This is a genomic window from Bacillus sp. FSL R9-9410 (assembly GCF_038050385.1).
Lineage (GTDB): Bacteria > Bacillota > Bacilli > Bacillales > Bacillaceae_G > Bacillus_A > Bacillus_A cereus_U.
In genome coordinates this window covers 492,386-506,256 of record NZ_JBBOTV010000001.1, presented here as the reverse complement: position 1 = coordinate 506,256, position 13,871 = coordinate 492,386, and the positions used below count along the sequence as shown (strand labels likewise).

Below are 13,871 nucleotides of genomic sequence, written 5' to 3'. Positions count from 1 at the left end.
TCAACACAATGTATGCCTCTTTCGTTCTTGTTATGATTATATGTACGAAAAAAAACAACGGAAATTCCGCTGCTTTAAACACGCTCTAACATACGATTTAATGCAAGAACTGCCTCTTCTGTTACTTGTTTCTCCACACGAATAACGTTAATTTGTTCTCCTCTTTCTATGTTCTCAAGTGCCCATAATAGGTGAGGTAAGTCAATTCGGTTCATTGTTAAACAAGGACACATAAACGGATTTAGCGAAATAATTTCTTTATCAGGATGTTGCTGAATAATTCGGTTCACTAAATTCATCTCTGTACCAATCGCCCACTTACTTCCCGCTGGAGCAGCTTCAATCATATCAATGATATATTTCGTTGATCCTGCACAATCAGAAGCGGCAACAACTTCATAACAACATTCAGGGTGAACAATAATATTCATATCCGGATGATTTTTTCGCACATTTTCAATATTTTTCACAGTGAAATTTTGATGAACAGAACAATGGCCTTTCCATAAAATCACTTGAATTTCTTCTATATCTCCATCATACTCTAACGAATCTGTATGCGGGTTCCACACTGCCATTTTTTCTAACGGAATACCTAGATCGTACGCTGTATTTCTTCCTAAATGTTGGTCTGGTAAAAAGACAAGACGCTCTTTTTGTGTAAACGCCCAAGACACCATTTGTTTTGCATTAGAAGAGGTTACTGTTGCCCCTCCATTACGACCACAAAAAGCTTTAATCGCAGCTGTTGAATTTACATACGTTAACGGAATCATCGTATCCCCAAATAATTTCGTGAGCTCTTTCCACGCTCTTTCTGTCTGTTCAATATCTGCCATATCTGCCATAGAACAGCCGGCACGCATATCTGGTAAGATGATAATTTGATCATCTGTCGTTAACATATCTGCCGTTTCTGCCATAAAGTGCACACCACAAAACACAATATATTTTGCCTCTTTATTATTCGCTGCAACTTGCGCGAGTTGCAGTGAGTCCCCTGCTGCATCTGAAAATTGCACCACTTCATCTTTTTGATAATGATGTCCTGGAATAAAGAGTAATGCCCCCATTTTTTCTTTAATTTCACGAACACGCTCTTCCATCTCTAATGTAGACATCGTTTGATAACGCTCTGGTAACATTACTTCGATTGGCTGAACTTTCTCTAAAATACCCATTTATGATTCTCCCCCTCTAAACCACTCTCATTAAGCCTCAATATTAAAACTAATATCAAGTGCCTTCACTGAATGTGTTAACACTCCAAGTGAAATATAATCTACCCCGGTTTTTCCGTATTTTGATAAATCTTCAATTGTAATACCACCTGAAGCCTCCGTAACGATGGCACTTGGTACAATTTTTGAAAACTCACGAATCTCTTCTGGCGTACGATTATCGAACATAATAACATCTGCGCCGGCCTCTACTGCTTCTCTTACTTGCGCCTCTGTCTCTGTTTCAACTTCTACTTTCACCATATGTCCCAATCTTTCTTTCACCGATGTAACAGCTTTTGTAATCGAGCCAGCAAAAGCAATATGATTGTCTTTAATCATGACACCATCATATAAACCGAATCTGTGGTTAAATCCGCCCCCGCATACTACCGCATATTTATCAAACATACGTAGTCCTGGCATTGTTTTTCTCGTATCACAAATGCGTGTATGACTGCTATCTAAAGCAAAAACCGCCTTACGTGTCATCGTCGCTATCCCGCTCATACGCTGAATAACGTTTAATATAACGCGCTCTGCCGTTAATAATGATGCGATTGGGCCTTGCACGGTTGCAATTATTTCGCCTTTTTCTACAAGATCCCCATCTTTTTTATGAAGTTCAACTTCAATTCTCTGATCAATTAATTTAAATCCTTCTTCAATTACTAAGCGCCCTGCAAATACCCCTGTATCCTTTACAAGAAACGTTCCTTTCGCAAGTGCATTATCGGGAAAGATAAGCTGAGATGTTACATCTCTTTCTCCTATATCTTCTAGAAAAAATCGATTTAATGCTTCCTTAACTTTTAACGTATTCATAAAACCCCTCTTCCCCTTATTAAACAAGTTGTAGTTTTCTTCTCACTCGGATAATCTCTTTTTTCACGCTATTTCTTTCTGGATAATCAATGCGATAATGACCACCAATACTGTCTTCTCTTTGCAAAGCTGATACTGTTATAAGCTCACAAACTGTTAACATATTAATAAGCGTTATCTCTTCATTTGTAAGTGCATCATATTGTAAGATCATATTTAGCACACCGTACCTACTAAACCATCTCTTAACATATGATAAATTTTTCTCAGTTCGCACAATCCCAACATGCTTCATCATGTATTCTTGTATTTCTTCTTTCAGCGGTAAATCATTAAGAGCTATAAAACTTTTCCCTCTCTCTTCCGGCACATTTTTTCTTTCCTCTGCTGGTTTAGCTAAAATGTGTTTTCCTATTCTTCTTCCAAACACAAGACCTTCTAATAATGAATTACTCGCCAATCTATTCGCACCATGAACTCCATTACAAGCCACTTCACCGACCGCATATAAGTTTGAAATGGACGTCTCTCCGTCACAATTCGTCTTCACGCCGCCCATATGAAAATGAGCACCCGGTACGACCGGAATAAGGTTCCCTTTTAAATCAACGTCATTCTTTTTACATAATGATGAGACGGTCGGAAAACGTTGTTCAAAGTTTTGAATGGTTTCGATGTTTAAGTACACTGTTTCACCCGCAAGAAGTTGTTCATGAATAGCTCTTGCCACTACATCACGCGGTGCGAGATCTTTCCCGGGATGTATACCCATCATAAAACGCTGTCCTTTTTCATTTATAAGGACAGCTCCTTCACCACGAACTGCTTCAGAAACAAGACCACAACATCGCCCGTCCACGTATAACATTGTCGGATGAAATTGTACAAATTCTAAATCAACAAGTTCTCCCCCAGCTCGATATATCATCGCAAGTCCATCGCCTGTAATTGTCTCATCATTCGATGTAAAGGCGTACAAGCCACCAATTCCTCCTGATGCTAACACCGTATTATCAGCATAGTAACGCTTCAGCTTCCCTTCACTATTTCGCGTTAAAGCTCCTACGCATTTATTATTTTCTATAATAAAATCGAGCACCATTTCATGCTCAACGACAGTAACATTCGGAACTACTTCTTGTATTAAATGCTCTAATAGATTTTTACCAGTTGCATCTCCTCCCGCATGTAAAATACGCCGTTTTCGATGCGCTCCTTCTTTACCAAGGTGGAGCCCTTTTTCATCCCCATCAAATTTCATTCCATTTGTAATAAGCTTACTTATTTCTTTCGGCCCCTCTTCAACTAAATAACGAACTGCTTCTTCGTTGTTATAATGGCAACCTGCCACTAATGTATCTTCAAAATGCCCACTCGGATCGTCATATGTAGCAACAGCTGCTGCAATTCCTCCTTGAGCTAAATGTGTATTGTTATTACGTCCTGTTTTTTTTGTGATAATTATCACATTCTTTTCGTGACAAAGCTCTTTCGCAACACGAAGCGCTGCAACGCCACTTCCAATAATCAAGACATCTGCACTTGGCATAATTGTTGCCTCCCACTTTACACTTTCCAACTGTCTTGACACCTATATTTACATAGTTTTAAAATAATGACAAGAGTTTTTTTACAATTCTTATTTTCACTACCATTCTAAAAATGAAAACAAATGTCACTCTTACTGAAGAGAGGAAATTAAATAATGATATATCTAGATTATGCAGCGACAACACCTATGAGCGAAGAATCTTTAGAAACATATGTAGAAGCGGCAAAAACATATTTCGGAAATGAACAAAGTTTACACGATATCGGCGGAAGCGCATCATCTTTATTACAAGTTTGTAGAGAAACATTTGCAGAAATGATTGGGGGTAAGGAACAAGGTGTATTCTTTACAAGCGGCGGTTCAGAATCTAACTACCTTGCGATTCAATCCCTTCTAAATGCTAGAAATGGAAAGCATATTATTACGACACCTATGGAACACGCATCGATTCGAAGTTATTTTCAATCCTTACAATCGCAAGGTTATACTATTACTGAGATTCCTGTTGATAAAAGTGGGATAATTCATTTAGTAGATTTAGAAGCAGCTATTACAGAAGATACTGCTCTAGCAAGTATACAGCATGGAAACTCTGAAATTGGGACCGTTCAAAACATTGCAGAGATCGGAGCACTTTTAAAAAAATTTAATGTTTTATTTCATTCGGATTGTGTTCAAACGTTTGGTAAACTTCCAATAGACGTTACAGCGATGGAGATTGATAGTCTCTCTGTTTCAGCCCATAAAATATACGGACCAAAAGGAGTTGGAGCTTGCTATATAAATCCGCAAGTTCGCTGGGAACAAATATTCCCTGGAACTTCTCATGAAAAAGGCTTTCGCCCTGGTACAGTGAACGTTCCTGGAGTCGCTTCTTTTTTAACAGCCGCAGAGCATATATTAAAGAATCAAAAGGAAGAGAGCGTTCGTTTTAAACAATTACGATCTTATTTTTTAGAGCAATTGCAAACACTTCCTCTAGAAATTGAAGTGAAAGGACATTCTACAGCTTGTTTACCACATATTATTGGGGTTACAATAAAAGGAATAGAAGGTCAGTATACAATGTTAGAATGTAACCGGCATGGTATTGCCATTTCAACTGGAAGTGCTTGCCAAGTCGGTAAACAAGAACCTTCAAAAACAATGCTCGCAATTGGAAAAACGTATGAAGAGGCAAAACAATATGTCCGCTTTTCTTTCGGACATCACACAACGAAAGAACAAATTGATACAACTATTCATGCACTACACACAATTGGAAATCAATTTTATAGAGGTGTTAAATCATTATGAAACAAAATGATCAAAAAAAGATTTTAGGCGAAGAAAGACGACAACTCATCCTCGAGTGGCTTCTTGCTGCAAATGAACCGTTATCGGGGAATGAGCTATCTAAAAAGACAAACGTAAGTAGGCAAGTTATCGTTCAAGACATTTCCTTACTAAAAGCACGAAATGAACCAATTATTGCAACTGCACAAGGGTATTTATATTTAAAACCACAAACAAGACAACAAGCTTTTGAACGCGTAATCGTATGCCAACATAAACCGGCAGAAGTACGTCAAGAACTTACTATGTTAGTTGACCACGGCATTACGATTAAAGACGTAAAAGTTGAGCATCCTGTATACGGCGACTTAACAGCATCGATTATGGTAAGTAATCGCTTTGATGTAGAGCAATATTTACAAAAAATCGAAAACACAAACGCTTCCTATCTTTCGCAACTAACAGATGGTATTCACTTACATACAATTGAAGCAGATTCAAAAGAGAAATTAGACGCAGCTTGTGAGGCACTAGATAAAGCAGGATTTCTCGTTTATTAATGTAAAAGCACAGAGTTTTTTATCATTCTCTGTGCTTTTTTTAATGATATAATATTGTAATCAATTGTAAAGGAGATCAAATATGGGAATTGAACTCGTTCACTTTAGCACCGGTAAACCGAAACAAATGAAATATAACGAAGATAAAGAAATGATAACAGGTATATGTAAGGAGCCTACAGAAGAAGCTTTCCTCTCAAAAGATGGATTCCTTGGTGATGATGTAGCGGATTTAAAACATCACGGTGGACCTGACCGCGCTGTTTGTGTGTATCCATACGAACATTACGCACTATGGGAAGAAGAATTTCAAACAACACTTCCAGCTTCCACATTTGGCGAAAACATTACAGTAACAAATATGTTAGAGCGTGATGTTTGCATCGGAGATACATATCAATTAGGTGAGGCAATTATTCAAGTTACACAAGCGAGAGTACCCTGTAGCACAATTTCAAAACGCCTTGGTATTCCTGGCATATTACCACGCATTGTAGCAACTGGATATACTGGATACTTATGCCGAGTTCTACAAGAAGGTGCTGTGCGTAAAGATTCTAAAATCACATTACTAGAGCGTCCATCAAATAATGTATCTGTTTTGTTCTCTAACGAAATTTATTTTCATAATAGAAAAGATAAAGATGGCATTGAGAAGGTTCTTGCTGTACAAGAACTAGCTGATATTTGGCGTGGTCAGTTAGAGGATCGTCTTGCGAAGTTGAAATAAAAAAACCCACCTTCTGCAGGTGGGTTTTTATTAATCTATCATTATACTAGTAAATGAACTTATATCGACCGCTTCTTTAATTATATCGGCGATTTTCAAAATATATCAGCGATTCGACATGAAATATCGACTTATCGACAAATACCGACACCCTCACTTCTTACAACCAATAAGAAGAATAGCTCCCCAAAACAGTAACAGAAAAGCCAAGTGCTTCAAGTTCCATCATTACGCCTGGCAATAATACGTCATCATATGCTTTATCTACGTCGATTAAGAAAAAGTAATTTCCAAGACCTGTTTTCATCGGGCGAGATTCGATTTTTGATAAGTTTAATTTTCTCCATGCGAAAGCTGATAACACTTGATACAGCGCTCCTGCATAATCCGCCGGTAACGTTATCATAAGCGTCGTTTTCTCCCCGCGATTTTCTCCGTTGTTTGGGAGTACTGCTTTCTTTTTCTTATGCAGAACAAGGAAACGCGTATGATTGTTTTTATGCGTATGAATGTCACGCCTTACAATTGTTAATCCATACTTTTCTGCCGCTGCTTCATTTGCAATGGCGGCAACTTTTTCTTCAGGATGTTCTTTCACATATTGCGCAGCAGCGCTTGTTGATGTCATATCTCGAACTGTTACGCCTTTTAATTCCTCATTTAAAAATTTATGACACTGTGCAATGGCATGCGGATGAGAATGTACAGCGTATACTTCTTTCCACACTTCTTCGTACTGCGGGCGTACGAGTAAATGTTGCTGAATTGGCACTGTAATTTCTCCTACAATGGAAAGTGGCTGCTCATGTACGAGATAATCAACTGTTATATTAACTGAACCTTCTATGGCGTTCTCTAACGGTACGACCGCATAATCTACATTTTCATTTGCTGCTGCATCAATACAATCTGGAATCGTTCGATACGGTACATGCTCTGCTTCCGGAAAAAAACGACTCACCGCCATATTTGTAAATGTCGCTTCTGGTCCTAAATATCCTACTCGAATCATCGTCTTTTCCCTCTTTTTCGTTTTCTTACTGTTATACCATACTTTTTTATATTCTTCTATGAGAATTTCGAATATTAAAAAAGACTAGCATTCGCTAGTCTAAATGTTTCTTGTATTCTCTTTGAGCGAAGAAGAAATAAATGATACATGCAGTAATGTAAAACAGAATAAACAAGCCCACTTTTCTGAATGATCCGTCCATAAAGACCGTATTATGAAACGTATATAACGCAACTGCACTATGCATACTCCCTACTATAATAGGTGCAAAAAATAGCATACATAATTGCCAACGAGAAATCTTCCACACTTCTTCCTTCGTCATTCCAAGTTTAGAGAGTGCCCCGTACTGCTTTCGATCCGATGCAATATTATGAAACCATTTAAAATATACGATACTACATGAAGTAAGAAAAAATAATATACTAATGAATGAGCCTACAAATAGAGTAATATTACCGAACTCTTTCATATTCACATATAACTCCATATTACTTCGAAATGCATCATTTGTATCTTGTTTCATATGTTTCCGTAAATCTTCATTCAAATCTTTCGTATTTTCGATATTTGGTAATGTGTAACCTCTATATATCATTTTTTCAGAATCCGGAATTGTATTTGCTATACTGTTAAAATCTTCATCATTCATGACGAAAAACAGACCATTAATGTACGCGGGGTGATAATTAAATTCCACCCCTTCTTTCTGACCGTTATATACAAATTGATATGTTTGATTCATAACTTGCAATTGAATCTCTTTTTGATCATATACATTAGGATAATTGCGTTTATTATAATAAACAAGTGTAACTGTTCCTTTTTTAGGATGATACATTTTCTGTTTTTGTTTTCTTGCCTCTTGATTGTATTCACTTTCCTTTATAAGCGGTGCTATTGTTGTTTCTCCCTTATTGGACTGAAAAGATGCATATACTCCAACAAAACTCATAGATTGAAAATCATCATATCCATATTGATGCAGTAATTTTTCAACCTCACCTCCCTCAAAGACTTCATGAGTAGCAGTACCTTTTTCTATGTACGAAAATGAGTGTGCTCCTCCGCCACGCCACATATCTTGCATACTGGAAAAATATAAAAATACCGTACCTGTTGCTGTAACTACAAACGTCGTTGCCATAGAAAGCATAAAGAAAAAGCGACTATTTTCCTTCATTCGATGTGACAGTTGATTTACTATAAATAAATACGGATATGTATACATAATTTTTTTACTTCGTTTTATCATTTCTAATACTTGAGCGGCACCGTGTGTAAAAGAAAAATACGTTCCGAAAAAGACAAGTATAGACACCGGAAAAAAGTATAATGCTATCGTTGTCATCGTCACTTGTAGTGCTAACGCATATCCGCCCACTAAACAAGAAAAACCGAATAAACAAAGCCACTTTGATGTTTTCCTCTCTCGTTTATCTGTTCGAAATTCTTTTAATAACCGTATGATTTTTATATTCCATATACGTAAAGCACTTATAAAAGATAAGATAATAAAAACAACCATATATGTAACAAACGTTACACCAATCGCTCTCACATCAAATATGACAGTGAGCTCTTTCGGAAGGCGAAGTAACATACTAAACACCATAAAAAAGAGTTTCAAAAAGATTATACCAAGCCCAATACCGAAAATATTAGCGAAAATCCCGATCAATATTTGCTCGGTCATAATCACTCCTATTACGTTAGACTTCGTCGCTCCCATTAACATATATAGTCCTAATTCTTTCTTACGTGCTTCTATGAAAATAGAAGTAGAGTACAAAATAAACACGACGAAAAAAGAAATAATTATAACATTACATACGATAAGTCCCCAGCGTACATTTTGATACCACATCGTCTCTTGCATATACGGATGTACAATAACAGACATGTATGCGTAAGAAGCAAATATTGCAAAACAACTACTTAAGAAAAACACTTTATAATTACGCCAATTCCCCTTTATATTTTGCAGCGCTAGTTGCCGAATGTTCATCTATCGTCCTCCTGTAACTTACTACATAGGCAAAAAGCTAGAGGTTTCCCTAGCTTTTTACGTGTTTTAAATATCCTCTTTGCGCAATCATAAAGTAAATGGCAGAAGCTAAAATATATGCACCTATTACAATCGCACCTGATTTCCATAAATCGATATAAAGCATTTTCCCTAACGTATGAAGGGCAAATCCACTATGAATTGTACCGATTAAAATTGGGATAAAGAAGATAACACCCATTTGTCGAATTGCAATTTTACGAATTTCTTTATCTGTCATACCAATTCTTTTTAATGACTTAAATTGAATACGATCTTGTTCTTTATCGTTAAACCATTTAAAGTATGTCATGCTACAAGCAAAGAAGAAGAACAGTACTGCTACGAAGAATCCGATGAACATTGTAATCGCTCCACCTTCTCTTATATCTTTATAAGCAAACACTGCGTTTCTCAATTCCCCTTGCTTTTCTGGTGCAATTTCCTTTTTCAAATCTAGCACAAGGTCTTCCGTACTTTTCCAGTCTTCAATATAATAACCATAATATTTCGTCTTTTCTTCATCTGGTACGAGCTTTTCGTATTTCTCAAAATCTTGATCATTCACAATGAGATATTCGCTATCATTAAAAACAGAATATGACGTTGGCTCATTTAATTGAACAGACTGCCTTTGTCCGTTGATTGTAAATTCATACGGTTTCGTACGATCTATCTTCATAAGTTCATTTGCTGCATCAACCATAACCATCGTCGCACTACCTGGTGCATTATGAACCTCTGTAATTTGCTCTTTCTTTTGTTTACGCACTTCCGCGTTATATTCTTTTTCTGAAATAATCGTCATTGGTACTTCACGTTCACTGTTAAACAACATTATTTTCTGTGTTGCAGGTAGTTTTACGTAAGTTACTTTTCGTGCATCTTCAAACCCATGTTTTTTTACAATCTCTTGTTCTTTTTCTTCATTAATCAGGCTATGCGTATTTAGTCCCTTTTCCTCATATGAAATAGCATGCGGTGTAAGCTCTATCGTTTTCGCACTCATATTTTCAAAATATACATAAAGCGTACCAACTGCTGAAGAAACAACCGCCGTAATGATAGAAATGACAAATAGAAAACGAGCATTATCTTTCATTTTATAAATAAGATTACTAAGAACAAACATATTTGGATACGTATAAAAAGATTGTTTTCTTTTTTGCAATGCTTTTAATACGACTGTACTACCTTGCGTAAACAGTAAATACGTTCCGCCTATTGTCAGCCCTACAATCGGTAAAAACAGCATTATAAAATTCATAAATGTCACTTGGAAGCTAAGCACATATGCGGCAATAATACATCCTATACCAGCTACACCTAACCATGTAAATGCAAAAGGCTCTACTTTTTGTTTTCTTGCCTCTCTTAATAAATCAATAATTTGCAAGCGGCCTACTGTCCAAACACTAAACAATGATAGTATTAAAAAGAGGATAAAGTATATGCCAGCTGTAATAAGAACTGCTTTTCCATTCCACACAAGCGGCAGTGTTTTATCAATTTTCAGTAAGACACTGAGTGCTTGGAAGAAAAGTTTTGAACAAAGCATTCCAATCCCAATACCTACTATAATGGCAATACTACCTAACATCAGTTGCTCTAATATAATCATTCGGCCGAGCTGAGACTTCGTTCCACCTATTAATGTTAATAAACCGAATTCTTTTTTTCTTGCTCGTAAAAACGTTGAATTCGCATATAAAATAAAAAGTGCTGAGAAGATGACTACAATATAATTCATCGATTCTAATCCTTTTGTAATCATCGTCTTCATACTAATATTACCGCTTACGACATCTGGATGATAAATGAAGGAAGCATACATGAAAAATACGACAATCGATAAACAACTACTAATAAGGAACGCTTTATAATTACGCCAATTTCCTTTTACATTGTTAAGCGCGAGCTGGCGAAAGTTCATGATATTCCCCCCCTAGCATCGCAAGTACGTCCAAAATTTCTTGAAAAAAGGCTTGTTTCGTTCTTCCTTTATGTATTTCTGAGAAGATCTCTCCATCACGTATGAAGAGGATACGTTCACAATAACTAGCCGCTACCGGATCATGCGTTACCATTGCGATTGTCACTTTCTTTTGCTCATGTAAATCTTGAAGTGCTCCCATTAATGATTTCGCTGATTTCGAATCTAAGTTTCCCGTTGGCTCATCCGCTAAAATTAATGTTGGTTCATGAATAATTGCCCTTGCAGCAGCTGCACGTTGTTGTTGTCCACCTGATACTTCGTATACTTTTTTATTTAAAATTTCTTCGATGTTTAAAAACCTCGCAATTTCAAGTACTTTCGCATCAATTTCTTTTACAGATTTCTTCGCCATTACAAGCGGCAAAATAATATTTTCTTTAATGGATAACGTATCAAGTAAGTTAAAATCTTGGAAAATGAATCCTAAATGTGTACGGCGAAATTCCGCCAATTTTGCAGCGCGCATTTGATTAATTTCTTCACCATTTACAAGCACATGACCTGAAGTTTGCTTATCAATTGTCGCTAATAAATTTAAAAGCGTTGTTTTCCCACTCCCTGAAGGCCCCATAATTCCTACAAATTCGCCTTCTTCAATTTTAAAATTTATATCATTTAAAGCAGTCGTCGCTACTGAACCTTTTGATTGATACACCTTTGTTAATCCTTTTACTTCAAGAACACTCATTTCTAATCCCCCTACGTGTTTTCTTCTTACATTTACTATAAGAAAAATAAGAAAAAGAAACGAGTGATTTCCCTTACAAAACGTTTTGTTATCTTACAGTTTTGTCATTTTTCTCATTAATGTATGATATTCTTCATCTTTTGCAAATTGGAACGTAACTGTTGTTCCTTCCCCTTCAGTTGATTGTACATACACTCCATGATGTAAATTACCGCAAATTTCCTTCGTAATATATAAACCCATCCCTGTCGCTTCCCTTGTTTTACGGCCGTTTATTCCCGTAAAGAACGGATCAAATATACGCTTTACATCTTGCTCTGGAATACCAATTCCATTATCCCTAATATGTAGTAATACCTTTTGATCTTTCTCTTCAATTTGAAATTGAATTTCTTTTTTCTCTGCTTCTGAAATTTTTGTATACTTAATTGCATTCACAACAATTTGGCTCATAGCGATACTAAGCCACTTTCTATCAGACGCAATCATACAAGTCTCTTCTTCAAACATCAGTTTCGGAAATACAGAAGATTGAATGAACGACTTTCGATTTTCATTAATAATATCTCGAATGACCTCTATAACATTTACTACTTCTACTCTATAATCTTTCGAAAACTGATCTAACCTTGCCATATGTAACGCTAAATCTAACCCATTTAAAATACGGTTATTTTCTTCACGAATACTTTCAATCGTTCCCCTTGCTTCACGGTGTTCCTTACCATATTTCTGTAACAATAATTCGATAACGGATACTGGTGTTTTCATTTGATGGATCCATTGATTCATAAAAATCATTTGCTGTTGCTCTTTTGCATGCTGCTTATGAACTTCATTCATATATTGCTGCCTTAGCAACGTAAACGCTTCAACAACCAGTTCTTGCTCTGACGTATAAGAAGTATCGATAAGTAAAGAGTCATGTAATGTATGTCCACCGGCAATATACTGTTCTATTCTCTTTAAAAACACACTTCGTTTTCGGTAATCGTAAATAAGGTATACACTAAACACAACTGTCCCTAATAACAGTCCGTATAGCCATGTACTCCAGTCCAGCGAACGCTTTTCTAAAAGACTTTGCAACTGCAATACGAGCCCAAATAAACAAAGGCTTATAATGTAAGAAAGGATTAAGGAAAAACGGTCTATGAGGTAGCTTTTAACCTTCATGCCCTTCGCCCCACTCAGTAAGAAGAGCATAACCGTACCCACGCTTTGTGACAATTGCATTTTTAATACCTAACTCCTCAAGTTTCTTCCTTACACGCTTTACATTCACAGTTAATGTATTATCATCAACAAAAGCTACTTCATCCCATAAGGCCTCTAACAGCTCTTCACGTGTCACGTATTGATTCGCTTGTTTCATTAAACATTCTAATAAATAAAATTCATTTTTTGTAAGTTCAGTTTGTTGCCCTTTCCACTCTACTGTGTGCTGTGATGGGAATAATAACAATCCATTAACACCTAAACAATCACTTTCCGCGGCCAAAGCATACTCACCATATCCGCGGCGAAGTGCACTCTTCACCTTTGCCATTACGATATCTAAATGGAATGGCTTTGTAATATAATCATCCCCGCCATTCTCAATCGCCATCACTTGATCCATTTCCCCTGTCCTTGCAGAAACGAAAATAATTGGCGCATTCGATACAATGCGGATTTGGCGGCACCAGTAGAAGCCATCAAAGTATGGTAAATTAATATCAAGTAACACGAGATGAGGACTTACTTTTACAAACTCATCTTTTATATGCCGTAAATCGCTTACTCTGAAAGATTGATATCCATACCTTTCTAAATGCCCCTCTAATATTTCTGCAATTTTTTCATCATCTTCTACAATTAATATTTTATACATGTTCCTTTTCTCCCCATAAAATATTCTTCTAAAATCACTCCTTTTTCTATTATAAATTGAAACTTTAATCAATGGGGATTTTTTCCTATACCG

The 13,871-nt window shown here is 36.5% G+C and carries 12 protein-coding genes; 3 read left to right on the top strand and 9 right to left on the bottom strand.

The features are described from left to right. Window positions 1-74: 74 nt before the first annotated feature. The 3 genes from nadA to nadB are packed head-to-tail and all read right to left on the bottom strand — an operon-like array spanning window position 75 to window position 3,594. The gene (gene nadA / locus MKX77_RS02795; RefSeq protein ID WP_341305784.1) at window positions 75-1,181 is read right to left on the bottom strand and encodes a quinolinate synthase NadA; all 1,107 of its coding nucleotides are present in this window, start codon (window positions 1,179-1,181) and stop codon (window positions 75-77) included. A 30-nt stretch (window positions 1,182-1,211) separates the two neighbouring features. After that, window positions 1,212-2,045: a carboxylating nicotinate-nucleotide diphosphorylase gene (gene nadC, locus MKX77_RS02790; protein ID WP_215554283.1), complete on the bottom strand. Its 834-nt coding sequence runs from the start codon at window positions 2,043-2,045 to the stop codon at window positions 1,212-1,214. Window positions 2,046-2,064: 19 nt separating this feature from the next. After that, window positions 2,065-3,594: an L-aspartate oxidase gene (nadB, locus tag MKX77_RS02785; protein WP_341305783.1), complete on the bottom strand. Its 1,530-nt coding sequence runs from the start codon at window positions 3,592-3,594 to the stop codon at window positions 2,065-2,067. Window positions 3,595-3,747: 153 nt separating this feature from the next. Here nadB and MKX77_RS02780 point away from each other — a divergent pair, with 153 nt between their 5' ends. The 3 genes from MKX77_RS02780 to MKX77_RS02770 all read left to right on the top strand — a co-directional run bounded on the left by MKX77_RS02780 (window position 3,748) and on the right by MKX77_RS02770 (window position 6,162). Further along, window positions 3,748-4,893, top strand: a complete 1,146-nt coding sequence (locus tag MKX77_RS02780) for an IscS subfamily cysteine desulfurase (protein WP_341307926.1) — start codon at window positions 3,748-3,750, stop codon at window positions 4,891-4,893. After that, a complete protein-coding gene (locus tag MKX77_RS02775; protein ID WP_215554285.1) occupies window positions 4,890-5,432 on the top strand; it encodes a transcription repressor NadR in 543 nt (180 codons plus the stop codon). Before MKX77_RS02780 ends, MKX77_RS02775 begins: the two co-directional genes overlap by 4 nt. An 82-nt stretch (window positions 5,433-5,514) precedes the next feature. Beyond that, window positions 5,515-6,162: an MOSC domain-containing protein gene (locus MKX77_RS02770; protein WP_341305782.1), complete on the top strand. Its 648-nt coding sequence runs from the start codon at window positions 5,515-5,517 to the stop codon at window positions 6,160-6,162. Window positions 6,163-6,322: 160 nt separating this feature from the next. On the opposite strand, the gene pheA is transcribed toward MKX77_RS02770, so the two are convergent. From pheA to MKX77_RS02740, 6 genes are all read right to left on the bottom strand, one after another. After that, on the bottom strand, window positions 6,323-7,174 hold the full coding sequence (gene pheA, locus MKX77_RS02765) for a prephenate dehydratase (RefSeq protein ID WP_341305781.1): 852 nt from the start codon (window positions 7,172-7,174) through the stop codon (window positions 6,323-6,325). Window positions 7,175-7,268: 94 nt separating this feature from the next. Next, window positions 7,269-9,182, bottom strand: a complete 1,914-nt coding sequence (locus MKX77_RS02760) for an ABC transporter permease (RefSeq protein WP_341305780.1) — start codon at window positions 9,180-9,182, stop codon at window positions 7,269-7,271. Window positions 9,183-9,231: 49 nt separating this feature from the next. Beyond that, the gene (locus tag MKX77_RS02755) at window positions 9,232-11,154 is read right to left on the bottom strand and encodes an ABC transporter permease (protein WP_341305779.1); all 1,923 of its coding nucleotides are present in this window, start codon (window positions 11,152-11,154) and stop codon (window positions 9,232-9,234) included. Next, complete coding sequence (locus tag MKX77_RS02750) at window positions 11,129-11,905, bottom strand: ABC transporter ATP-binding protein (protein WP_002015381.1); 777 nt, start codon at window positions 11,903-11,905, stop codon at window positions 11,129-11,131. Before MKX77_RS02750 ends, MKX77_RS02755 begins: the two co-directional genes overlap by 26 nt. Before the next feature lie 93 nt (window positions 11,906-11,998). Next, window positions 11,999-13,081 (bottom strand): HAMP domain-containing histidine kinase, encoded by a 1,083-nt coding sequence (locus MKX77_RS02745; RefSeq protein ID WP_215554292.1) that lies wholly within the window; start codon window positions 13,079-13,081, stop codon window positions 11,999-12,001. Next, window positions 13,071-13,778, bottom strand: coding sequence for a response regulator transcription factor (locus MKX77_RS02740; RefSeq protein WP_215554293.1), 708 nt, complete (start codon window positions 13,776-13,778; stop codon window positions 13,071-13,073). The genes MKX77_RS02745 and MKX77_RS02740 overlap by 11 nt, the downstream gene beginning before the upstream one ends. Between the last annotated feature and the right edge of the window lie 93 nt (window positions 13,779-13,871).